Annotated in this window: 17 protein-coding genes; 4 read left to right on the forward strand and 13 right to left on the reverse strand. The window is 63.6% G+C overall.

Annotated elements, in window-relative coordinates; translation table 11 throughout:
* Positions 1 to 166: 166 nt before the first annotated feature.
* From alr to DIZ22_RS06870, 10 genes are all read right to left on the reverse strand, one after another.
* Positions 167 to 1,210, reverse strand: a complete 1,044-nt coding sequence (gene alr, locus DIZ22_RS06825; protein WP_048937118.1) for an alanine racemase — start codon at positions 1,208 to 1,210, stop codon at positions 167 to 169.
* A 27-nt stretch (positions 1,211 to 1,237) separates the two neighbouring features.
* Positions 1,238 to 2,827, reverse strand: a complete 1,590-nt coding sequence (locus tag DIZ22_RS06830; protein WP_048937119.1) for an MFS transporter — start codon at positions 2,825 to 2,827, stop codon at positions 1,238 to 1,240.
* Positions 2,828 to 2,961: 134 nt separating this feature from the next.
* A complete protein-coding gene (locus tag DIZ22_RS06835; RefSeq protein WP_048937120.1) occupies positions 2,962 to 3,333 on the reverse strand; it encodes a tRNA-binding protein in 372 nt (123 codons plus the stop codon).
* A gap of 119 nt (positions 3,334 to 3,452) precedes the next feature.
* Positions 3,453 to 5,453, reverse strand: a complete 2,001-nt coding sequence (locus DIZ22_RS06840) for an acetyl/propionyl/methylcrotonyl-CoA carboxylase subunit alpha (protein ID WP_048937121.1) — start codon at positions 5,451 to 5,453, stop codon at positions 3,453 to 3,455.
* Positions 5,454 to 5,990 carry a hypothetical protein gene (locus DIZ22_RS21715; RefSeq protein ID WP_137405177.1) on the reverse strand — a complete coding sequence of 179 codons (537 nt, stop codon included), beginning with the start codon at positions 5,988 to 5,990 and terminating at the stop codon, positions 5,454 to 5,456. It abuts the gene before it with no gap.
* 133 nt (positions 5,991 to 6,123) lie between these two features.
* The gene (locus tag DIZ22_RS06850) at positions 6,124 to 6,360 is read right to left on the reverse strand and encodes a hypothetical protein (protein WP_048937123.1); all 237 of its coding nucleotides are present in this window, start codon (positions 6,358 to 6,360) and stop codon (positions 6,124 to 6,126) included.
* On the reverse strand, positions 6,357 to 7,370 hold the full coding sequence (gene bioB, locus DIZ22_RS06855; RefSeq protein ID WP_004207227.1) for a biotin synthase BioB: 1,014 nt from the start codon (positions 7,368 to 7,370) through the stop codon (positions 6,357 to 6,359). The genes DIZ22_RS06850 and bioB overlap by 4 nt, the downstream gene beginning before the upstream one ends.
* Positions 7,371 to 9,524, reverse strand: coding sequence for a methylmalonyl-CoA mutase (scpA, locus tag DIZ22_RS06860; protein WP_122928060.1), 2,154 nt, complete (start codon positions 9,522 to 9,524; stop codon positions 7,371 to 7,373).
* A 166-nt stretch (positions 9,525 to 9,690) separates the two neighbouring features.
* Positions 9,691 to 10,131: a methylmalonyl-CoA epimerase gene (gene mce, locus DIZ22_RS06865; RefSeq protein ID WP_048937125.1), complete on the reverse strand. Its 441-nt coding sequence runs from the start codon at positions 10,129 to 10,131 to the stop codon at positions 9,691 to 9,693.
* Positions 10,132 to 10,245: 114 nt separating this feature from the next.
* Entirely contained in the window at positions 10,246 to 11,778 is a 1,533-nt protein-coding gene (locus tag DIZ22_RS06870; protein ID WP_048937126.1) for an acyl-CoA carboxylase subunit beta, read from the reverse strand.
* Positions 11,779 to 11,918: 140 nt separating this feature from the next.
* Between DIZ22_RS06870 and DIZ22_RS06875 the strand changes: the two genes are divergently transcribed.
* Both DIZ22_RS06875 and DIZ22_RS06880 read left to right on the forward strand, forming a co-directional pair.
* Positions 11,919 to 13,334 carry a helix-turn-helix transcriptional regulator gene (locus DIZ22_RS06875; protein WP_010338815.1) on the forward strand — a complete coding sequence of 472 codons (1,416 nt, stop codon included), beginning with the start codon at positions 11,919 to 11,921 and terminating at the stop codon, positions 13,332 to 13,334.
* Positions 13,335 to 13,579: 245 nt separating this feature from the next.
* Entirely contained in the window at positions 13,580 to 16,036 is a 2,457-nt protein-coding gene (locus DIZ22_RS06880) for a TonB-dependent receptor (RefSeq protein ID WP_240626823.1), read from the forward strand.
* 36 nt (positions 16,037 to 16,072) lie between these two features.
* Here the strand turns inward: DIZ22_RS06880 and DIZ22_RS06885 are convergent, their stop codons facing one another.
* Positions 16,073 to 16,969, reverse strand: coding sequence for a LysR family transcriptional regulator (locus tag DIZ22_RS06885; RefSeq protein WP_048937128.1), 897 nt, complete (start codon positions 16,967 to 16,969; stop codon positions 16,073 to 16,075).
* A 101-nt stretch (positions 16,970 to 17,070) separates the two neighbouring features.
* Between DIZ22_RS06885 and DIZ22_RS06890 the strand changes: the two genes are divergently transcribed.
* Complete coding sequence (locus DIZ22_RS06890; RefSeq protein ID WP_048937129.1) at positions 17,071 to 17,856, forward strand: SDR family oxidoreductase; 786 nt, start codon at positions 17,071 to 17,073, stop codon at positions 17,854 to 17,856.
* A 151-nt stretch (positions 17,857 to 18,007) separates the two neighbouring features.
* Positions 18,008 to 18,721, forward strand: coding sequence for a 2OG-Fe dioxygenase family protein (locus tag DIZ22_RS06895; protein WP_048937248.1), 714 nt, complete (start codon positions 18,008 to 18,010; stop codon positions 18,719 to 18,721).
* 94 nt (positions 18,722 to 18,815) lie between these two features.
* Here DIZ22_RS06895 and gor read toward each other — a convergent pair whose 3' ends face one another.
* Together gor and pgi are read right to left on the reverse strand one after the other, a co-directional pair.
* Entirely contained in the window at positions 18,816 to 20,162 is a 1,347-nt protein-coding gene (gene gor / locus DIZ22_RS06900; RefSeq protein WP_048937130.1) for a glutathione-disulfide reductase, read from the reverse strand.
* A 197-nt stretch (positions 20,163 to 20,359) separates the two neighbouring features.
* Positions 20,360 to 21,859, reverse strand: a complete 1,500-nt coding sequence (pgi, locus tag DIZ22_RS06905; RefSeq protein WP_010337903.1) for a glucose-6-phosphate isomerase — start codon at positions 21,857 to 21,859, stop codon at positions 20,360 to 20,362.
* Positions 21,860 to 22,046 lie beyond the last annotated feature (187 nt).

Raw genomic sequence — 22,046 nt, forward strand, 5'->3', positions numbered from 1 at the left:
GCGATCGGCGCCCTTTTCGTGTTAGAGCCTGTTTGAAAAATCGCGAAAGAGCGATTTTTCGTTACGGTACCGGCCCGCTCCCCCGCCCAACCGCCCGACAGGATGACACTGGATCGGGTGGTTGGGCGGGGGAGCGGGCCGGTACTGGTTTTTCTAAAACAGACTCTCATGCCCAAATCCGGTCGAACCGGTTGCCCAGGCCCGTCAGCAGCTCATATTGCGACAGGCCCGATGCCTGCGACGCCTGCGGCAGATCATAGTTGATCGTCAGCCAGTCGCCCTCCGCGACATCCGGGCGCGCGCCGACATCCACTGCCAGCAAGTCCATCGACACCCGGCCCAGCACCGGCAGGCAGATACCATCGACCAGCGCCGCGCCGCGCCCCGAAAAGCCGCGCAGATAGCCGTCGGCATAGCCGATGTTGAGAATCGCGATCTCCAGATCGCGCTCGGCCCGATGGGTCGCGTTATAGCCGATCGTGTCGCCGGCGATGACCGCGCGACGCTGCAATATCTGGGCCTGTGCCTGCACGACCGGGCGGAGATGCGGCGCAGCATCGGGATGCGGCACGCCGCCATAAAGGGCGATACCCGGCCGGGTCAGGTCGAAGCCATAGTCCGCGCCCATGCATATGCCCGCGCTGTTGGCAAGGCTGTAGCGCTGTGCGGGCACAGCGGCCCGGACATCCCGGAAGCGGGCCAGTTGGGTCGGATTGAGATCGCTATCCTCGTCGGCTGACGCCAGATGGCTGAGCAGCGTCACGATCTCCAGCCCATCAACCAGTTCGCTAAGGTCAGCCCGCCAGTCGAGGCCCAGCCGGTTCATGCCGGTATCGATCATCAGGTCGCAGGCGCCACCGCCCGCCGCCTTCCAGCGCGCCACCTGCCCCGGCGTACACAGCACCGGCCGCGCGCGCGAGGTCAGTGCCTGCGCCATATCCTCGTCGCGCACGCCGTGCAGGACGGCGAAGTTCACACCGTCCATCTGCGCTTCGAGCGCTGCCGCTTCGCCCCAGTTGGACACGAAGAAATCGCGGCAGCCCGCGCTTTTCAGTCGCTGCATGACGCCGGCCGCACCCAGGCCATAGCCATCGGCCTTGATCGCGGCGCCACAGGCCGGGGCGCCGCCCTGCCGCGCCAGCCAGCGCCAGTTGGAAAGCAGCGCATCGCCATCGAGGCGCAGGCGGAGCGGAGCGATATAGCCAGTCATTGCCCGCAGCCGATAGCGCGCCGGGGCTCAGGCGTCGAGGGGGCGTCCTTTCGTTTCCGGCAAGGCGACGAGGCAGGTGACCAGCGCCAGCGCCACCACGACGATCGTGTACCATAGGCCGGCATAGGGATCGCCGGTCCGCGCGACGATATATTGGCTGACCAGCGGCAGGAAACCGCCGAAATAGCCGGTGCCGATATGATAGGGGATGGAGAGCGAACTGTAGCGGATGCGGGCCGGGAAATATTCCGACAGAAGCGCCGCGACCGGGCCATAGGTCGCACCCGACAGGGTCCAGAGCAGCAGCAGCGCGGCGAACAGCATCAGCGCACGCGGCCAGTCGGGGCGGACGACACCGAAATCATAGCCCTGCGCCGTCAGCGCGGCATCGATCCCCTCCCTGCTGAGGTCCACCACGGCCACGCCGCCGATGCTGACCGCGGGGGCGACGCCGCTGCGCTTGTCATAGGGGATGCCGCGCTTGGAAAAATGATCGAGCAGCTTGCCGCAGGCGGTCGGCTGTATCTTGGCAAAGGGATCGAAACGGCAATCTGGACCGCTCACCACCACCGGCGCCCGTGCTGCTGCCTGCGTCAGCGCCGGGTTCGCGGTCGCGCCCATATACTGGTAGAGCGGCATGACCAGCAGCAGCACCAGCGCATAGCCGATGACGATCGGCTTCTTGCGCCCGACCCGGTCGGAGAGCCAGCCGAAGAAGATGAAGCTCGCCATGCCGGCAAAGGCGCTGCCGCCGACCAGCAGTTGCGCGATGCCCGGCGCGACATGCAGGCCGCTCTGCAGGAAATAGAGCGCCTGGAACATCACCGTATAGGCAATCACGGTGAAGCCCGCCGCGATGCCGATCATCGCCACCAGCATCCGCTTCCTGTTGCCCGGCGCGGTAAAGGCTTCCTTTAGCGGGTTCTTCGCCTGTTGCCCCGCCTTCTTCATCGCCGTGAAGACCGGGCTTTCGCGCAGCATCAGCCGCATCCACAGCGAAATGGCGAGCAGCGCCAGCGAGAAGATGAAGGGAATACGCCATCCCCAGGCGTCCCAGACCTCCATGCTGACGATCCATTGCGTGCCGACCACGACGATCAGCGACAGGATGAAGCCGCCAATCACCCCGGCCTGGATGAAGCTGGTATAGAAGCCGCGCTTTCCGGCCGGCGCATGTTCGGCGACATAGATGGCCGCGCCGCCATATTCGCCGCCCAGCGCCAGCCCCTGCGCGATGCGCAACGCGATCAGGATGACCGGTGCGGCGACACCGATGCTGGCCGCCGACGGGGTCAACCCGACGCCCGCCGTTGCCAGCCCCATCAGGACGATAGTGGCCAGAAACGTATATTTGCGCCCCAGCCGATCGCCCAGATAGCCGAACAGCATCGCGCCCAGCGGTCGGAAGCCGAAGCCGATCGCGAAGCCGGCGAGCGAATAGAGCAGTTCCACGGTCGGATTGTCGGTCGGAAAGAAGGTACGGCCGATGATCGGCGCCAGCACGCCATAGATGTAGAAATCATACCATTCGAACACCGTGCCGAGTGCCGAAGCGGTGATGACCAACCGGTCCCGCTTCGCATCCATCACATAGTCGCCCCCGACCGCCTGCGTCATCCCGCCCCCTTAACCTCGCATATTTCCCGTATATTTTGACATCTTCATGCGCCAACGGGAAAGGAAATTTCCAACAGCACGCGCATAGCCGCCATGCCGACTGCCTAACATGGCTCGGCCCTTGTAGGACAGGTTCAGAACAGTCGCGAACCGTTCGGCACGGGCCTGTCGGGCGCGAACAGCATGACGGCGCCGGCCGCGTCGGCGAAGCCCAGGGTCAGCACTTCCGACATGAACTTGCCGATCTGGCGCAGCGGGAAATTGACTACGGCGGCGACCTGGCGGCCGGGCAGGTCTTCCAGCGCGTGGTTTTCGGTGATCTGGGCGCTCGATTTCTTCTGGCCGATCGTCGGGCCGAAATCGATCAGCAGCTTGTAGGCGGGCTTGCGCGCCTCGGGATAGGGCTCGGCCGAGACGATCGTGCCGACGCGGATGTCCACCTTCAGGAAATCGTCGAAGCCGATCGGGTCGGCGGCGGGGGCGCTGGGGTCGTGGGTCAGGTGCATGGCGCCATCAAACCATTCCCGTTATTCCAGCGAAAGCTGGAATCCCACTTTTCTTTCAACGCCATCGCAAAAGAGATGTGAGATCCCAGCTTTCGCCAAGGTGACGGTGGAAGCGAGCCTTATTCCAGTTCCAGGATCACCGCGTCGACCGGCAGGCTTTCGCCCTGGGCGGCGGACACGCTCTTGACCGTGCCCGCCTTGCCGGCGCGCAGGATATTTTCCATCTTCATCGCCTCGATCACGGCGAGCGGCTGGCCGATCTCGACCTTGTCGCCCTGCTTGACGTTCAGCGCGACCAGCAGGCCGGGCATCGGGCAGATCAGATATTTCGACAGATCGGGCGGGATCTTTTCGATCATGTGCGCGGCATAGGGCGCGGCGTGGGCCGGCAGGATGCGCAGCTTGTGGCTGGCGCCATGGGCCGTCAGCACGAAGCCCGACCGCACCGGCGCAATCCGCACCGCCAGTTGTTCCTCGCCAAACTCCGCCTCAATCAGGCGATCGCCCGGCGTATATTCCAGCGCCATGTCGAGGCTCTCGCCATCGACCGTCACTTCGTCGCCGTCGATCACGACATCATGGATGGCGTCGCCGATCTTCACCTGCCAGCCAGTCGGGGGGCTAAGGCGCTTGCCAAGCTGCCCGTCGCATCGACGGGCGCGGTCGGCCTGTGCCATGGCGGCGAAGGCGCCGATCGCGGACAGGCGCTGGAGCAATTCCGCCGACGCGGGCGCGCCGGTGAAGCCTTCAGGATATTCCTCGGCGATGAAGCCGGTGGTGATATTGCCCGAGCGGAAGCGCTCATGCTGCATCAGCGCGGACACGAAATCGATATTGTGGCCCGGCCCCTCGATCTCGAACTTGTCGAGCGCCTCGATCTGCTTGTCGATGGCTTCGAGGCGCGTGGGCGCCCAGGTGATCAGCTTGGCGATCATCGGATCGTAGAAGATCGACACCTCGCCGCCTTCCTGCACGCCATCATCCACGCGGATCAGCGCGCCGCTCTCATCCGTGCCGGTTTCGGGCGGGTTGTAGCGGATCAGGCGGCCGGTCGACGGCAGGAAGCCGCGATAAGGGTCTTCGGCATAGACACGGTTCTCGATCGACCAGCCGTTGATCTTCACGTCGGCCTGCGTGAAGCTCAGCTTCTCGCCATTGGCGACGCGGATCATCTGTTCGACCAGATCGACGCCGGTGATTTCCTCGGTGACGGGATGCTCGACCTGAAGCCGCGTGTTCATTTCGAGGAAATAGAAGCCGTCGCCGGTCTTGTCCTCGCCGCTGACGATCAGTTCGACCGTGCCGGCGCTGAAGTATCCGACCGCGCGGGCCAGGGCGACGCACTGCTCGCCCATCTTCTTGCGCATTTCGGGGCTGACGAAGGGCGACGGCGCTTCCTCGACGACCTTCTGATGGCGGCGCTGGATCGAGCATTCGCGTTCGTTGAGGTAAACGATATTGCCATGCTGGTCGCCCAGCACCTGAATTTCGATATGGCGCGGGCTTTCGATGAACTTCTCGATGAAGACGCGGTCGTCGCCAAAGCTGTTGAGGCCCTCGCGCTTGGTCGCCTCAAAGCCTTCGCGGACATCCTGTTCGCTATAGGCAAGGCGCATCCCCTTGCCGCCGCCGCCGGCCGATGCCTTCATCATCACCGGATAGCCGATCTCGTTGGAGATGCGGACGGCATGTTCGGTGTCGTCGATCACGCCGACAAAGCCAGGGACGACATTGACGCCCGCTTCCATCGCCAGCTTCTTGGATTCGATCTTGTCGCCCATGGCGGCGATGGCATTGGCGGGCGGGCCGACGAAGATGATGCCCTCGGCGTCGAGCGCCTTGCGGAAGCTCTCGCGCTCGGAGAGGAAGCCATAGCCCGGATGCACCGCATCGGCGCCGGTCGCCTTGCACGCTTCGATGATCTTGTCGGCCAGCAGATAGGACTGGGCGGCGGGCGGCGGGCCGATATGGACGGCTTCATCGGCCATCAGCACATGCGGCGCGCGGGCGTCGGCATCGGAATAGACCGCGACGGTCTTGATGCCCATCTTCTTGGCCGTCCGCATGACACGGCACGCAATTTCGCCACGGTTCGCGATCAGGATCTTGGTGATTGCCATTTAGGTTTCGCTCTCTCGCCTATATATAAACCATGTAAAAGTGAGCAGCGTCGCCGAAACGATCGCGTTGATCGTTGGGAGAGCCAGCATGAAGAAGTTGGCGCCGTTCACGTCACAATTGTCCGGTCCGGGTGTTTCCACACCAAGGCAAAGCGGATCGCTCATCGGCCGCATTTGCCCACCAAACTCCATCGAAAAATAGAGAATGCCAAAAAGGGCGAACCAAATTGCCAGAGTAAGAAACGCGCTCATTCTAAGCGACCTAGTTTCACCGTCTGGTTTGCGCAGGAGCGCGATGCAGGCGATTGGAACGGCAACTATGGCAGTCGAAACTACAGAGCCCAGTGCCCAGTATCCTCCCCAAGTGCGCGAATTGCGGAAAATAGGCTCCATCTCATTCAAGCGCCAGTTCAAAGGATCAAAAGCGCGCTCGGCGAAAACAGCAATGGCTGGACCACCATTTGCCAAAGCCCAAACCAGCAGCAGAAAAGTCAAAGCCCATCTGGCATTTACAGCGGTAGACGACTGATAGCTCATTTCGTCACCGCAACCTCACCCACACCCGTCATGCCGGACTTGATCCGGCATCCCGCTTTCTTCCCGCGCGACGGCAAAGAAGAAGCGGGACCCCGGCTCAAGGCCGGGGTGACGAAGGTGGGCGAACGCGCGATCATTCATCCACTCCCGACAACCGCGCCTTGAAGAAAAGCATCGACAAGCCAGCAAACAAGGCAAAGGCGATTGCCATCACAATGGCGATCGACGTCGTATCGCAGGCTTCAGCCGCATCCGGCGTTATGCCACACACTCGAATGGCGGCCATCGCGATCATGATCGACGCGATGGCCCAGTATGCGATACTGAGCACCACGAAGAGCATGATCTTGCGGCCGCCGGGTTTCGTCACTCAGCCGCCTCCAGTTCAACCTTCACTTCGGCCTGCATCGGCACGACGCCCAGCTTGGCGAACAGCGCCGCATCGGCATTGTCGCCGGCATTGGCGGTGGTCAGCAGCTTGTCGCCGGTGAAGATGCTGTTCGCGCCGGCCATGAAGCAGAGCGCCTGACAGCTATCCGACATGCTCTCGCGGCCGGCCGACAGGCGCACCATGCTTTCGGGCATCACGATCCGCGCGACCGCGACGGTGCGCACGAACTCGATCTCGTCAATCTTGGCGAGCGGTGTGTCGGCCAGCATATTGCCCAGCACCGTGCCCTTGACCGGAACCAGGGCGTTGATCGGCACGCTCTGCGGATGGACCGGCAGCACGGCCAGCGCATGGAGGAAGCCGACGCGATCCTCGCGGGCCTCGCCCATGCCGACGATGCCGCCCGAGCAGACATTGATGCCCGAATTGCGGACATTTTCCAGCGTCACCAGACGATCGTCAAAGGTCCGGGTGGTGATGACCTTCTCATAATGTTCGGGCGAGGTGTCGATATTATGGTTGTAATAATCGAGCCCGGCTTCCGCCAGCATATCCGCCTGGCTTTCGCTCAGCATCCCCAGCGTCATGCAGGTTTCCATGCCCATCTGGCGCACGCCCTTCACCATCTCGACGATGGCGGGCATGTCGCGGTCCTTGGGGTTGCGCCAGGCCGCACCCATGCAGAAGCGCGAGCTGCCCGCGTCCTTCGCCTGCGCCGCCGCCTGCATCACCGCTTGCACGCTCATCAGCTTTTCGGCTTTGAGCCCGCTTTCCGCCGAGGCCGACTGATTGCAATAGCCGCAATCCTCCGGACAGCCGCCGGTCTTGATCGACAACAGGGTGGACAGCTGCACCTCGTTGCGCGGGAAGTTCGCGCGGTGGATCGACTGCGCTTCGAACATCAGGTCGCCAAACGGCAGGTCGAACAGCGCGGCGATTTCCTCCCGCGTCCAGTCGTTGCGGGCGGTCAGGGTGCAGGGGGTATTCATTTACGCAGCTTCCTCTAGCCCCACCGGGGGCATGTTGTGGCCGAGCAGGCGCAGCACATCGGCGGCGCACTCCACGACATTGGAACCCGGCCCATAAATGCCCTGAACCCCTGCGTCACGAAGATAGTCATAATCCTGCGGCGGGATGACGCCGCCGGCGATCACCTTGATGTCGCTGCGTCCCTTTTCGCGCAGCCGGTTGATGAGTTCGGGGATCAGCGTCTTGTGCCCGGCGGCGAGCGACGACGCGCCGACCACGTCCACGCCGCTGTCGAGCGCCAGCACCACCGTTTCCTCCGGCGTCTGGAACAAAGGCCCGGACACGACATCGAAGCCCATGTCGCCGAAAGCCGAGGCGATGATGTTGGCGCCCCGGTCGTGCCCATCCTGCCCCATCTTGGCGACGAGGAGTTTGGGCTTGCGACCGAGGCGCCGTTCGACGGCCTGCACCCCGTCGAGAACCTGTTTCCAGCGGCTGTCATCCTTGTAGGGCGCGCCATAGACACCCTTCACCGGCGTCGGCTGCGTGCCATAGCGGTTGAAGCTGTCCTCCATGGCGGCAGAGATTTCGCCGAGCGTGGCGCGGGCGCGGGCGCACTCGACGGCATGGGCCAGGAGATTGGTCTCGATCGACTGCGGCGCGGCGGCGGCATCGCGCAGCGACTGGAGCGCAGCCTGGCAGGCATCCTCGTCGCGCTGCGCCTTCACCCGGTTGATGCGGGCGATCTGCGCCTCGCGGACCTTGGTGTTGTCGACTTCCAGCGTTTCGAGCAGGTCTTCGTTCGCCAGGCGATATTTGTTGACGCCGACGATGACGTCCTCGCCCCGGTCGACGCGGGCCTGACGGGCGGCGGCGGCTGTTTCGATCATCGCCTTGGGCCAGCCTGCGCCCACGGCCTTGGCCATGCCGCCTTCGCTTTCCACGCGGTCGATGATTTCCTGCGCGGCGTCGACCAGTTGCTGGGTCAGCGCCTCGATATAATAGCTGCCGCCCAGCGGATCGACGACATTGCACATGCCGGTCTCTTCCTGGATCACGATCTGCGTGTTGCGCGCGATGCGGGCGGAAAAGTCCGTCGGCAGCGCAATCGCTTCGTCCAGCGCATTGGTGTGGAGCGACTGGGTGCCGCCCAGCATCGCCGCCATCGCCTCGATCGTGGTGCGCATGACGTTATTATAAGGGTCTTGCTCGGTCAGCGAGACGCCCGATGTCTGGCAATGGGTGCGCAGCATCTTGCTGCGCTCATCCTGCGCGCCGAGCTTGGTCATGACGCGATGCCACAGCACGCGCGCGGCGCGCAGCTTGGCGATCTCCATGAAGAAGTTCATGCCGATCGCGAAGAAGAAGCTGAGGCGCCCGGCAAACTTGTCGATGTCGAGGCCGCTCGCCACGCCATAGCGCACATATTCCGCGCCATCGGCGATGGTGAAGGCCAGTTCCTGCACCTGCGTCGCGCCGGCTTCCTGCATATGATAGCCGGAAATGGAGATGCTGTTGAACTTGGGCATCTCGCGCGAGGTGTAGCCGAAAATGTCGGAGATGATCCGCATCGAGGGTTCGGGCGGGTAGATATAGGTGTTGCGGACCATGAACTCCTTCAGAATGTCGTTCTGAATGGTCCCGTCGAGCAATTTGCGCTCGACCCCCTGTTCCTCGCCCGCGACGATGAAGAAGGCCAGGATCGGGATGACCGCGCCGTTCATGGTCATCGATACGCTCATCTTGTCGAGCGGAATGCCGTCGAACAGGATCTTCATGTCCTCGATCGTGTCGATCGCCACGCCCGCCTTGCCGACATCGCCGACGACGCGGGGATGGTCGCTGTCATAGCCGCGATGGGTGGCGAGGTCGAAGGCGACGCTGAGGCCCTTCTGCCCAGCGGCCAGGTTGCGGCGATAGAAGGCGTTGGATTCCTCGGCGGTCGAGAAGCCCGCATATTGGCGGATGGTCCAGGGCCGCCCCGCATACATGGACGCACGCACGCCGCGGGTGAAGGGCGCGAAGCCGGGCAGGCCGGGATCGACGCTGACGTCATCGGCCGTGTAAAGCGGCTTCACCGTGATACCTTCGGGGGTATCCCAGTTCAGATCCTTGCCCTTCACTTCCTTGGCGGCAGCGGCTGCCCACTGGTCCAATGTCGGCTTCTCGGTCATCCTAGTCCCTACCTTATTCCTCTCCCGCAGGCGGGAGAGGATACGCAGGCTTGCCAACTTGTTGGCTAGCCGAAGTTGGAGTGGGCTGTCCCGTGCCCACCCCGCTGCGACTAGGCGGCAAAGCCGCCAAGTCTCGCTGCCCCTCCCGCTTGCGGGAGGGGAGATGTCAGTGCGCGCCGTCCTTCGGCGTCTCCATGATCTCGGTCAGCACCCCGTTCATGTCCTTGGGGTGGACGAAGAAGATCGGCGTGCCATGCGCCCCGATGCGCGGTTCGCCGAGTACCTTCTTGCCCAGCCCCTCGAACCAGGCCTTGGCCTCGTGGATGTCGGGCACTTCATAGCACATATGATGCTGCCCGCCGGCCGGGTTCTTGGCGATGAAGCCATGGATCGGGCTGTTCTCGCCCAGCGGCTCGATCAGCTCGATCTGCGTGCCCGCTGTGCCGCCCTCGCCCGGCGTGTCGACGAAGCACACCTTCACCCCCTGCGCCGGCAGGTCGAACGGTTCGTGCGTCAGCGTCGCGCCCATGATGTCGCGATAATAGGCCAGGCTCGCCGCCAGCGAAGGCGTCGCGATGCCGATATGGTTGAGACGGCCGAGTTTCATAACATCATTCCCAATATCGTCATTCCCGCGAAAGCGGGAACCCATCTCCCAACCCATCCCCAAGAAGCAATGTCGGGGGATGGATCCCCGCTTTCGCGGGGATGACGTCGTTATTTAGAGCGGAATATTGTCGTGCTTCTTCCACGGATTTTCGAGGCTCTTGTTCCTGAGCTTGCGCAGGCCCAGCGCGATCCGCTTGCGGGTCGAGTGGGGCTGGATCACCTCGTCGATGAAGCCCTTGCTCGCCGCCACGAAGGGGTTGGCGAAGCGGTCTTCATATTCCTTGGTCTTCTCGGCAATCTCTTCGGGCGTCTTGCCGCGGAAGATGATCTCGACCGCGCCCTTGGCGCCCATCACCGCAATCTCGGCGGTCGGCCAGGCATAGTTCAAGTCGCCGCGCAGATGCTTGGAACTCATCACGTCATAGGCGCCGCCATAGGCCTTGCGGGTGATGACGGTGATCTTCGGCACGGTCGCCTCGGCATAGGCGAACAGCAGTTTCGCGCCATGCTTGATGATGCCGCTATGCTCCTGCGCGGTGCCCGGCAGGAAGCCCGGCACGTCGACGAAGGTGACGATCGGGATCTCGAACGCATCGCAGAAGCGCACGAACCGGCCGGCCTTCTTGGACGAGTTGATGTCCAGCACGCCGGCCAGCACCATCGGCTGGTTGGCGATGATGCCCACCGTCTTGCCCTCGATCCGGCCGAAACCGCACAGGATATTGCCCGCATGCGCCGGCTGCACCTCGAAGAAGTCGCCTTCGTCCACCACCTTGCGGATCAGTTCGTGCATGTCATAGGGCTGGTTGGCATTGGCCGGGATCAGCGTGTCGAGGCTGTCCTCCAGCCGGTCCCACGGGTCCGCGCTCGGCCGCTCGGGCACCGGTTCCTTGTTGGACGCGGGCAGGAAGTCGACGAAATCGCGCACCGCCAGCAACGCTTCGATGTCGTTCTCGAACGCCACGTCCGCCACGCCCGACTTGGTCGTGTGGGTAATCGCGCCGCCCAGTTCCTCCTGGGTCACCACCTCGTTGGTAACGGTCTTGACCACGTCCGGCCCGGTTACGAACATGAAGCTGCTGTCCTTCACCATGAAGATGAAGTCGGTCATCGCCGGCGAATAGACCGCGCCGCCCGCGCACGGCCCCATGATGACGCTGATCTGCGGCACCACGCCCGACGCCAGCACATTGCGCTGGAAAATCTCGGCATAGCCGGCGAGCGAGGCGACACCCTCCTGGATGCGCGCGCCGCCGCTGTCGTTGAGGCCAATCACCGGCGCCCCGACCTTCATCGCGATATCCATGATCTTGCAGATCTTCATCGCGTGCCGTTCCGACACCGCACCGCCATAAACGGTGAAGTCCTGGCTGAAGACATAGACGAGCCGGCCGTTGATCGTGCCCGATCCGGTGACGACGCCGTCGCCCGGAATATGCTGTTCGTCCATGCCGAAATCGATGCAGTTATGCTCGACATACATGTCCAGCTCTTCAAAGCTGTCCTCGTCCAGCAGCACTTCGATCCGCTCCCGCGCGGTCAGCTTGCCCTTGCCATGCTGCGCGTCGATGCGGCGCTGGCCGCCGCCCATGCGGGCGCCCTCGCGCTTGGCTTCCAGCTGTTCGATGATGGCGAGCTTCGACATGAAAGGCTTCTCTCCAAATTCGTGGCGTCCATAGCTTGGCCGACGCCGCCTTGCCCTTCCCCTACCCAGCCGCACACAAAGTTCGCAAATGTAAATTTGCCAATTTGCAAATCGCGACTTCGCAAATTAGGGTAAGGATTATGGCACGCGGCAATCGTATATTCGCAGGTCCACGCCTGCGCCAGCTGCGCCTGGACCATCGCATGGACCAGGCGACCATGGCGCAGGCACTGGGCATATCCGTATCCTATCTCAGCCAAATGGAAAATGACGATCGCCCGCTGACCGCCAAGGTCAAGGCCGCGCTCGCCAATGCCTTTCCCACCGACTGGGCCAGTTTCGACAGCCGCGAGGACGAGCAATTGCTGGGCGCCTTCGCCTTTGCCCTGTCCCATCCCGAACTGCCCGGCCCGGCGCTGGAGCCGGAACGGATCGAGAAGCTGCATTTGCAATTCCCCGAGTTCGCGGCCCGCTATGTCGATCTCTACAACGCCCATATGCGCGCCAATGAGCGGATCAACATGATCGAGGAGGCGATCGCCAACGATCATGAGGTGCAGGCCCGCCTGCCCTGGGAAGCGGCGCGCGACTGGTTTCACGAGGCGGGCAATTATGTCCATAGCCTCGACTGCCTGGCCGAGGAGATGGCCGAAAGCTTTGCCCAGGGCCAGGTGCTGGACGAAGGGATGCTGGTCGAGGCGCTCGCCCGCCGCCACGGCATCGAGACGCTGATCGCCGAGACACCCGACAGCGCGCTGCGCGCCTATCGCGCCGCCGACCGGCAATTGTTCATCAACGCCGCCCTGCCGACCGAAAGCCGCAAGTTCATGCTGGCGCACCAGCTGATGATGCTGGAGGGGCAGGCGGTGATCGCCGATGTGGTGCGCAAGGCCGGGCTGCCGGTCACCGGCGCCGACCGGCTGCTCGCCATCGGCCTTGGCAATTATGCCGCCGGCGCACTGCTCATGCCCTACGCCCCCTTCCGCGAGGCGGCACGGACGATGCGCCATGATATCGACCGGCTGGCCCGCACCTTCGGCGTCAGTTTCGAACAGGCCTGCCACCGCCTGTCCACACTGCAGCGGCCGGGCCTGCGCGGCATCCCCTTCTTCTTCTGCCGGGTCGACATGGCCGGCAACATCACCAAGCGCCACAGCGCCACCCGGCTGCAATTCGCGCGCTTCGGCGGCGCCTGCCCGCTGTGGAACGTGCATGAGGCGGTGGCCGTGCCCGACCGCATCAATGTGCAGCTTGGCGAGACCCCCGACGGCGTGCGCTATGTCTCGATGGCCAAGGGGCTGGTGAAGCCGTCCGGCAGCTACAAGCGCACCCCGCGCCGTTTCGCCGTAGTGCTGGGCTGCGAGGTCGCCCATGCGGCCAATTTCGTCTATGCCGACGGCCTGCATCTGCAGGAGGAAGGCGCCGCGACGCCGATCGGCATCACCTGCCGCCTCTGCTCGCGCCAGAGCTGCGACCAGCGCGCCTTCCCGCCCGCCGACCGCCCGATCCATGTCGACCCCGACAATCGCCAGATCGTGCCCTACTGGATCGGCTGACACGAAGTAATAATTACACGAAAATCCGAAATAAAATCCGACATTACTTTTACATTTCAATACTCATCTTCAACCATGAAGATCGTGCAGTATATTGAAATATAATTCACTTATATGTCGTGTCACTTTTAACAAAATTGTCATAGCGAAATCCCAGTTGCAGGGCGGGACTGTCACGGACAGCTCGGTGCCAGAACAGATAATCGGCACCCTTGTCGCACATGGTAAAAAGGGATTTCGGGTCAATGAAACAGCTATTGATGTGCAGCGCCGCGCTGGTCGTGGCGGCTGCGCCGACGATCGCGCTCGCGCAATCGACCGGCTCGCAGGATTTCGAGGACAGCATCATCGTCACCGGTGCGCAGGGCGACCAGAGCGTGGGCGGCGTCAAGATTCCCGAAACGCCCAAGGCCAAGGTCATGCTCGACCAGGAGATCATCGCCCGCCAGCGCCCCGGCCAGGCGATCAACGAAACGCTGAACCTGGTGCCCGGCGTCAGCTTCTCCAACCAGGACCCCTGGGGATCGCTGGGCGGCAGCTTCACCGTGCGCGGATTCAGCTCCGACCGCGTGTCGCAGACGATCGACGGCATACCGCTCAATGACTCGGGCAATTACGCGCTCTACACCAACCAGCAGCTCGACCCGGAAATCATCGAGGCGGCAACCGTCAGCCTGGGCTCCACCGACGTCGACAGCCCGACCGCTTCGGCCGCCGGCGGCACGATCAACATCCGCTCGCTGATGCCATCGGACGAGATGGGCGCGATGATCAGCGCCAGCTATGGCAATATCGTCGCCCGCGGCAATGACGATGATCGCGCCTATCACCGCATCTTCGGCATGTTCCAGACCGGCGTGTTCACGCCGTTCGGCACCAAGGCCTGGTTCTCCGCCTCGCGCGCGACCAACAAGTCGACCTACACCAATTATGGCGGCGTTGATAAACAGCAATATAATGGCAAGATCTACCAGCCGATCGGCAGCAATGGCGACTTCATCGCACTGGCGGGCCATTACAACCAGAACCGCAACACCTTCAACGGTTCGACCTATACCACCGCGACCTTCCCCGGCACGACCGACGGCCGCTTCTACGACACCGCGACCTGCACCGTGGACACGCCGCAGACCGGCGTCACCGACTATGCCAATAGCTGCGGTTCGGCGTTCGAGCGGCGCTACAACCCGTCCAACACCGGCAATGTCCGGCTCAATTCGCGCTTCACCCTGGCGAATGGCCTCACGCTGACGGTCGATCCCAGCTTCCAATATACCAAGGCCAATGGCGGCGGCACATCCTATGCCTATGAAGGCGCCAGTGCCGACGGCAACACGGGCGGCTATTATCTCAAGGACAGCCGCAACACCGCCACCAGCAGCTCGACCCAATATTATTATGTCGGCGGCGTGGACCTGAATGGCGATGGCGACACGCAGGATTTCGTGCGCGTCCTGTCACCCAGCCAGACCGTGACCAAACGCTATGGCGTGATCGCCAACCTGTCCTACGATATCGACCCCGACAATCGCCTGCGCCTGTCCTACACCTATGACCGCGCCCGCCATCGCCAGACCGGCGAGGCCGGCTATCTGGAGGCCAATGGCGATCCGGTCGATGTCTTCCCGATCAACAATCCGATCGTCGATGCCGACGGCAATGTCGTGCAGAAGCGCAACCGGCTATCCTATGCCACGCTGAACCAGATTTCGGGCGAATATCGCGGTTCCTATCTCGACGATCAGGTCATCCTGCTGCTGGGCGCGCGCATGCCCTTCTTCAGCCGCGACCTCAATCAATATTGCGTCACCACCGACGCATCGGGCAACGTCAACTGCCCGGCGACCCAAGCCGGCATCGATGCCCAGCTTGCCGCCAACAGCGCCTATGCCGCGCCGCAGTCGCGCAAGTTCGACTATAACAAGCTGCTGCCGAACCTTGGCGTCACCTACAAGTTCACCAGCAAGGCCAGCGTCTTCACCAGCTATGCCAAGAACCTGTCCGTACCCGGCACCGACGCGCTCTATGGCGCGCTCTATTTCGACGAAGGCTCCAGCTCGGGCAATCCCAAGCCGGAAACCTCCGACGCGTTCGACCTTGGCCTGCGCTATCAGTCCGGCATCGTTCAGGCGCAGCTCTCGGGCTGGTACACCCGCTACAACAACCGCCTGGCGACCGCCTATGACGCCGATTGCGATTGCAGCGTGACCCGCAACCTCGGGCGCGTCGACAAATATGGCGTCGACGGCAGCGTCGCGGTGCGTCCGGTCAAGGATCTGATGCTCTACGTCTTCGGCTCCTACCTCAAGTCGGAGATCAAGGACGATGTCCAGACCGGCGCCAGCACCTATGCCGCAACCGCCGGCAAGCGCGAGGCCGGCGCGCCGGTCTACACGCTGGGCAGCCGCATCCAGGGCACGCTCGGCCCGGTCGACCTCGGCCTCCAGATCAAGCGGACCGGCGAACGCTATGTCAACGACATCAACACGGTGAAACTGCCCGGCTATACGCTGGTCGATCTCGATGCCCGCTTCTCGCTGGAGCGATGGGGCCTCAAGAAGACCTTCTTCCAGCTCAACGTCACCAACCTGTTCGACAAGGTCTATATCGGCTATTCGGGCACCGGCCTCACCAGCACCGCCACCACCGCCTATCTCGGCTCGCCCCGCGCGATCAGCGGGTCGATGGTCGTGGCCTTTTGACCGGACGAAGGGGCGCCGGCACCCGCGGGCGCCCCTTCAACCCACCACGGGCATCGCCCCGTCCAGATAGTCGAGAAACGCACGCACCCGCGCCGCCGTGCGATCTTCCGCCGCATAGAGCGCATGGATATCCTCGCCATCGCCGGGATTATAGTCGGCCAGCACTTCGACCAATCGCCCCGCCCTGATGTCGCTCGCGACATGGAAATGGCCGTGCCGGGCGATGCCACCGCCAGCGACCGCCATCTGCCGCACCACTTCGCCTGAATTGCCGTAGAAGCTGCCCTGCACCGGCCGCTGCACCAGCTTTCCGCGGATGCGGAACGGCCAGCCGTCGATCGAGCGGCGGAAGCTGAAGCGCAGGCAGTCATGATCGTCCAGATCGTCCGGCGTCTGCGGCGTGCCGCGCCGGGCGAGATAGGCGGGGCTGGCCACCAGCACCATCGCGCTATGGCCCAGCTTCTTCGCGCGCAGGCTGGTGTCGCGCAGCGGGCCGATACGGATGGCGATATCGGCCCGCTCCTCGACCAGATCGACGATCGTGTCGGACAGGGTCAGGTCCACCGTCACCGCCGGATAGAGGTCACGGAAGCCGGGCAGGATCGGGATCAGGCATTCGATGCCGAAGGAGGGCGAAGCGTTGATCCGCAACAGCCCGCGCGGCGCCGTGCGATCCTCGCCCAGCCCCGCCTCCAGCGCCATCATGTCGCCCAGCAGCACCGCCATACGGTCGCGATAGGTGACGCCTTCCGGCGTGAGCGCCAGCGCCCGCGTCGTCCGCCGCAGCAGGGTGACGCCCAGCCTTTGTTCCAGCCGCGCGACCGACCGGCTGACCGCCGATGGCGTCAGGCGCAAAGCCTTGGCCGCCGCCGCCAGACTGCCTTCACCCGCCACCATCAGGAAGGTTTCGATGTCGCCGAACCGGTTATCCATGATTTCAAATCACTTCTGAAATGCGAAAGTGCAATCTAATCATCAATGCAAAATGCTCTATCTTGCTGTCAACTTCGCTGTCACTTTCAGAGGAATTCATCGTGGATCTTCAGCTTTCGGGCAAGACCGCCCTCGTCACCGGATCGACTGCCGGCATCGGCTTCGCCATCGCCAAGCGCCTGGCTGAGGAAGGGGTCGAGGTCGTCATCACCGGCCGCAACCAGGCCAAGCTGGACGCTGCCGCCGCCGAATTGTCGCAGGCCGGCACCATCCGCCCGGTACTGGCCGATCCCGCGACCGCCGCGGGTGCCGACGCGCTGATCGCCGCCGTCCCGGACATCGACATCCTGGTCAATAATCTCGGCATCTATGAGGCCAAGGACTTCACCGACATCACGGACGCGGACTGGCATCATCTGTTCGAGGTCAATGTGGTGAGCGGCGCCCGCCTCGCCCGCCATTATTTTCCGAAGATGCTCGAAAAGAACTGGGGCCGCATCCTCTTCATCGCCAGCGAAAGCGGCCTGCTGCCGCCCGCCGAGATGATCCATTATGGCATGACCAAGTCGGCCCAGCTCGCCATTTCACGCGGCCTGGCCGAACATACGCGCGGTACCGGCGTCACCGTCAATTCGGTGCTGCCCGGCCCGACCCGCTCGGAGGGCATTGTCGAGTTCATCCGCTCGGTGGTCGAGAACAAGGACGCGTCCGAAACCGAACGCGAGGCTGAATTCTTCACCAAGCTGCGCCCGCTTTCGCTGATCAAGCGGCTGATCGAAGCCGATGAGGTCGGTGCGATGACCGCCTATCTCGCCAGCCCGCTGGCCGCCGCCACCAACGGCGCTGCGGTCAAGGTCGAAGGCGGCATGGTGCCCACCATCTACTAAAAAACCCACGTCCGTTCGTTTCGAGCTTGTCGGGAAACGGCAGCACGGCGCTTGCCGCTTCTCGACTTCGCTCGAAGCGAACGGGAGTTAGCATCCTGCTTGTGGCAACTGGCCCTGTCGCTCGTTTCCTCCTCTGCCTATGAGGATGGAAATGAGCGATACGGACTGCCTGCCCACCATCGACCAGGCGCTGGAACAGGATGGCTATGCCCGCCTGGCCGGCGCCGGCCTGCTGCACCAGCTGGAAATCGGCGCGGCCGACTGGGCGCCCTTTGCCCGCAGCTGGGACGATCTTGGCCCCGACCTCTTCATGGCTGATGGCGGCCGTTATCGCCGCCGCCGCCACGCGACCTTTCGCTGCGCCGCCGGCCAGTTCATCCGCCAGCCGCACCAGCCCCATTATCAGAGCCGCGACTATAATCCGCTGAACGGCGACGTGCAGCGCTGGTTCGATCCCGTCGAAGACGCTACGATCGCGCTGCCGGTGACGCAGGCGCTGCTCGCCTTTTGCGTCGGCCATTTCGATCCGGCATCATCGGGCGACTGGCATGTCGAGATGCACCAGTTCCGCATCGAGGCGAAGCCGGGGGAGCTTGGCCGCCCCACGCCCGAGGGCATGCACCGCGACGGCGTTGATCGGGTCTTCGTGATGCTGGTCGAACGCCGTAACGTGCGCGAGGGCGTCACCCGCATCGGCGCCGCTGACGGCACGCCGATGGGCGAATTCACCCTGGCCCAACCGGGCGACGCGATGCTGATCGATGACCACCGCATCTTCCACGGCGTAACCGAAATCCACGCCGTCGATCCCGCCCAGCCCGCCTGGCGCGACGCGCTGGTGATTACCTTTGTAGCCAACAACTAAGCCCGTTCGTTTCGAGCGAAGTCGAGAAACGGCAAGCGCAGCGCTCTGCGCTTCTCGACACGCTCGAAGCGAACGGATTTTTGGTTCTCCGCCTTTACTTCAGCAGCACCAGCTCTTCAGCCATGCTGGGGTGCAGCGCGACCGTATCATCGAAATCCTGCTTGGTGAGGCCCGCCTTCACCGCGACGGCCGCCGCCTGCAGGATTTCCGGCGCATCCGGGCCGATCATGTGCAGGCCCACCACCTTGTTGGTGGTCGCATCCACGACCATCTTGTAGAGCGCCCGCTCGTCGCGCCCGGCCAGCACATTCTTCATCGGCCGGAAGTCGGAGGTATAGACCTTCACCGTGCCATATTTGTTCTTGGCCTGCGCTTCGGTCAGGCCGACGCCGGCCAGCGGCGGATGGCTGAACACGGCCGACGGCACGCAGCTATAGTCGACGGTGCGCGGATTGTTGCCGAACACGGTGTCGGCAAAGGCATGGCCCTCGCGGATCGCCACCGGGGTCAGTTGCAGCCGATCGGTGACGTCGCCCACGGCGTAGATGCTCTCGCAACTGGTGCGGCTATATTCGTCGACCTTGATCGCGCCCTTGTCGTCGATCTCGACGCCGGCATTCTCCAGACCCAGACCGTCGGTGTGCGGTTGGCGACCGGTGGCGAACAGCACGATATCGGCCGCGACCGGATCGCCATTCTTGAAGTGGACGCACAAGGTGCCATCCTCCTTCTTCTCGATCTTCTCCATCTGCGCGTTGAAGCGGAAATTAATCCCCTTCATCGTCGAAATCTGGAGCAGCCGGTCGCGGATCTGCTCGTCATAGCCGCGCAGCAGCGTGCCACCCCGGTTGACCATCGTCACATGGCTGCCGAACTGGTGGAAGATGCCGGCAAATTCATTCGCGATATAGCCGCCCCCGACGATGACGATGCGCTTGGGGCATTCGTCCAGGTGGAACACCTCGTTGGAGGTGATGCCATGTTCTGCGCCCTCCACCTCGGGGATCAGCGGCCAGGCGCCGGTCGCGACCAGGATGACCTTGGCCGTCACCTCGCGTCCGCTGGCGAGCTTCACGCTATGCGGTCCGGTCACCGTCACCCGCTCGGCGATCAGCTCGACCTTATGGCTGTTGAGCGTGTTGGTGTAGAGTCCTTCCAGCCGGTCGACATCGGCCAGCACATTGTCGCGCAGCGTCGCCCATTCAAAGCCGCAGTCCGGCACATTCCAGCCGAAACGGCGGGCGTCCTTCAGATCCTCGGCGAAATGGGCGCCATAGATGAGCAGCTTCTTGGGCACGCAGCCGCGGATGACGCAGGTGCCGCCGACGCGAAATTCCTCGGCCACCGCGACCTTTGCGCCATGCGCGGCGGCGACGCGCGACGCGCGCACCCCGCCCGATCCTGCGCCGATGACGAAAAGGTCGAAATCATAATCGCTCATGCCAGTCTCCGCTCGGCGCACTATCTTGGCGGCGGATATGGCGGCTGGACGGCGCAGTTACAAATGGGAATTTCCTCCCCGCATGTGGGGAGGGGGACCATGCGCAGCATGATGGAGGGGGTGTGCCGCCAGCCCGGCGGAGAAGGATAGCCCCCTCCACCGGCCTGCGGCCGGTCCCCCTCCCCCTGCGGGGAGGTTTATTCGCCCAGCGCGATCTCGATCAGCGCCATGGTCGAGGGGTCGAAACCGGTCGGGCCATTGGCCTCGATCGACTTGGCGATCTCCTTGCCCAGCTCGACACCGAACTGGTCATAGGGGTTGATCCCCATCAGCACGGCATTGGCGAAGGTGCGATGCTCGTAGAAGGCGATCAGCGCGCCCAGCGCCTCTGGGTTCACATCATCCATCAGGATGGTGGTCGACGGGCGGTTGCCGGCATAGGCACGGGCCGGATCTTCATTGTCCTTGCCGCGCATCAGCGCCGCGCCTTGGGCGAAGCAGTTGACCAGCAGTGCGCGATGATGCGCCGGGTCGAGCGCATTGCCCGGTTCGATCGAGGCGATGAACTCCACCGGGGTCAGGATCGTGCCCTGGTGCAGCAGCTGGAACACCGCATGCTGCGCATCGGTGCCGACGCCGCCCCAGGTGATCGGCGCGGTCGGCCCATCGACTGGCGATCCGTCCAGCTTCACCGACTTGCCATTGCTCTCCATCTCCAACTGCTGGAGATAGGAGGGCAGCAGCGCCAGCCGCTCGTCATAGGCGAACAGGGCGCGCGTCTCGCAGCCCAGCACACGAGCATAATATTGATCGACGAAGGCGGCGATCAGCGGGATATTCTCGCGCGGATCGGTCAGCTGGAAATGGCGGTCCATCGCCGCAGCGCCCTCCAGCAGGCTTTCGAACGCGTCCCAGCCCAGCGCCAGTGCGGCGGGGAAGCCGATCGACGACCAGAGCGAATAGCGGCCGCCGACGCTTTCGGGGAAGGGCAGGATGCGGGTCTCGTCGACGCCCCATTCCATCGCCTTTTCTGGCGCGGCGGTCAGCGCAATCACCTTGCCATAAGGGTCTTCGACACCCGCCTCGACCATCCAGTTGATCGCGCTCGCCGCGTTCAGCATGGTTTCGCTGGTGGTGAAGGTCTTGGACGCGATCGCGATCAGCGTGGCGTCGGGATCGAACGCATCCATCGCCTTTTCGAGCGCCGTGCCGTCGACATTGGAGACGATCGCGACATCATAGCGCATGCCGTCGCCGCCCAGCGCATCGACGATCAGGTCGGGGCCGAGCGCCGACCCGCCGATGCCGATATGCAGGATATGGCGGATCGGGCCGAGCGCTTCCGCCTCGATCGCGTCGATCAGCGCGCGGGTGCGATTATGCAGCGCCTTGGCCAGCGCCACGCTGTCGGCATTGCCGACGCCGCGCTGCGCGGTGTGCTCGGCGGCGCGTCCTTCAGTATTGTTCACCGCCTCGCCGGCGAACAGTGCTTCGCGACGTCCGGTGAAATCCTGTTCCTGCGCCAGCTTCAGGAAGCCGTCGACCAGATCGTCGGTCAGATGCGTCTTGGACCAGTCGAAGCGCAGCGGCCCATGGCTCAGCACCAGCTTGGACAGGCGGCCGGGATCACTCTCGAAGATGGTCTTGAGTTCAGCTTGAGGCAGGGCGGCAAGGGCCGCCAGTGCGGGACTGGACATGCGGGAGATCCTCTTGGTCGTTGGTCGATATCGACGCTGTACCGGTCGATTCTTCCTCTCCTTATCCAAAAGCGGCACGCATTGCATCGTCCACGCGCTTGACGCGGCGCGGGCGACCCCGCAAAAGCCGCGACAGGCCGCAGTGATACGTCGCAGCGCGGCACGATCTTGAAGGAACATTAGGCAG

Origin of the sequence: Sphingobium sp. LF-16, from assembly GCF_003711185.1 — a bacterium.
GTDB lineage: Bacteria > Pseudomonadota > Alphaproteobacteria > Sphingomonadales > Sphingomonadaceae > Sphingobium > Sphingobium yanoikuyae_A.

Excerpts from the sequence above, each read along its gene's own strand:
- DIZ22_RS06840 (WP_048937121.1), bottom strand. The coding sequence starts at position 5,453 with ATGGCAATCACCAAGATCCTGATCGCGAACCGTGGCGAAATTGCGTGC.
- alr (WP_048937118.1), bottom strand. The coding sequence starts at position 1,210 with ATGACTGGCTATATCGCTCCGCTCCGCCTGCGCCTCGATGGCGATGCG.
- gor (WP_048937130.1), bottom strand. The coding sequence starts at position 20,162 with ATGAGCGATTATGATTTCGACCTTTTCGTCATCGGCGCAGGATCGGGC.
- scpA (WP_122928060.1), bottom strand. The coding sequence starts at position 9,524 with ATGACCGAGAAGCCGACATTGGACCAGTGGGCAGCCGCTGCCGCCAAG.
- bioB (WP_004207227.1), bottom strand. The coding sequence starts at position 7,370 with ATGAATACCCCCTGCACCCTGACCGCCCGCAACGACTGGACGCGGGAG.
- DIZ22_RS21715 (WP_137405177.1), bottom strand. The coding sequence starts at position 5,990 with ATGAGCTATCAGTCGTCTACCGCTGTAAATGCCAGATGGGCTTTGACT.
- mce (WP_048937125.1), bottom strand. The coding sequence starts at position 10,131 with ATGAAACTCGGCCGTCTCAACCATATCGGCATCGCGACGCCTTCGCTG.
- DIZ22_RS06875 (WP_010338815.1), top strand. The coding sequence starts at position 11,919 with ATGGCACGCGGCAATCGTATATTCGCAGGTCCACGCCTGCGCCAGCTG.
- DIZ22_RS06895 (WP_048937248.1), top strand. The coding sequence starts at position 18,008 with ATGAGCGATACGGACTGCCTGCCCACCATCGACCAGGCGCTGGAACAG.
- DIZ22_RS06830 (WP_048937119.1), bottom strand. The coding sequence starts at position 2,827 with ATGACGCAGGCGGTCGGGGGCGACTATGTGATGGATGCGAAGCGGGAC.
- pgi (WP_010337903.1), bottom strand. The coding sequence starts at position 21,859 with ATGTCCAGTCCCGCACTGGCGGCCCTTGCCGCCCTGCCTCAAGCTGAA.
- DIZ22_RS06870 (WP_048937126.1), bottom strand. The coding sequence starts at position 11,778 with ATGTCGAAGCTCGCCATCATCGAACAGCTGGAAGCCAAGCGCGAGGGC.
- DIZ22_RS06880 (WP_240626823.1), top strand. The coding sequence starts at position 13,580 with ATGAAACAGCTATTGATGTGCAGCGCCGCGCTGGTCGTGGCGGCTGCG.
- DIZ22_RS06885 (WP_048937128.1), bottom strand. The coding sequence starts at position 16,969 with ATGGATAACCGGTTCGGCGACATCGAAACCTTCCTGATGGTGGCGGGT.
- DIZ22_RS06835 (WP_048937120.1), bottom strand. The coding sequence starts at position 3,333 with ATGCACCTGACCCACGACCCCAGCGCCCCCGCCGCCGACCCGATCGGC.